The organism is Methylobacterium sp. D54C, assembly GCF_053345595.1.
In genome coordinates, this window is sequence record NZ_JBKFAK010000154.1 from 1 (window position 1) to 329 (window position 329).

General features: G+C 71.1%; 1 protein-coding gene. It reads right to left on the reverse strand.

The genetic code is table 11. The features are described from left to right. The coding region (locus tag ACLBYB_RS32950) for a peptide chain release factor-like protein (protein ID WP_447701397.1) at window positions 1–329 on the reverse strand (329 nt) is incomplete at both ends.

Sequence of the window (329 nt, forward strand, 5' to 3'; positions counted from 1 at the left end):
GGGAAGTTGTAGGTCCGGATCCGCTCGCTGCGGTCGCCGGGGCCGACCTGCGCCTTGCGGTCGGCCGCCCGGGCCGAATCCTTGGCGCTGCGCTCGGCGTCGTAGAGCCGCGCCCGCAGGTGCGCCATGGCACGGGCCCGGTTCTTGTGCTGCGACCGCTCCTCCTGGACAAAGACCACGATGCCGGTCGGCAGGTGCGTGATCCGGATCGCCGATTCCGTCTTGTTGTCGTGCTGGCCGCCCGCGCCCTGGGCCCGCATCGTGTCGATCTTCAGGTCCGCGTCGTTGACGTGGATGTCGGCCTCCTCGGCCTCCGGGAGCACCGCGTC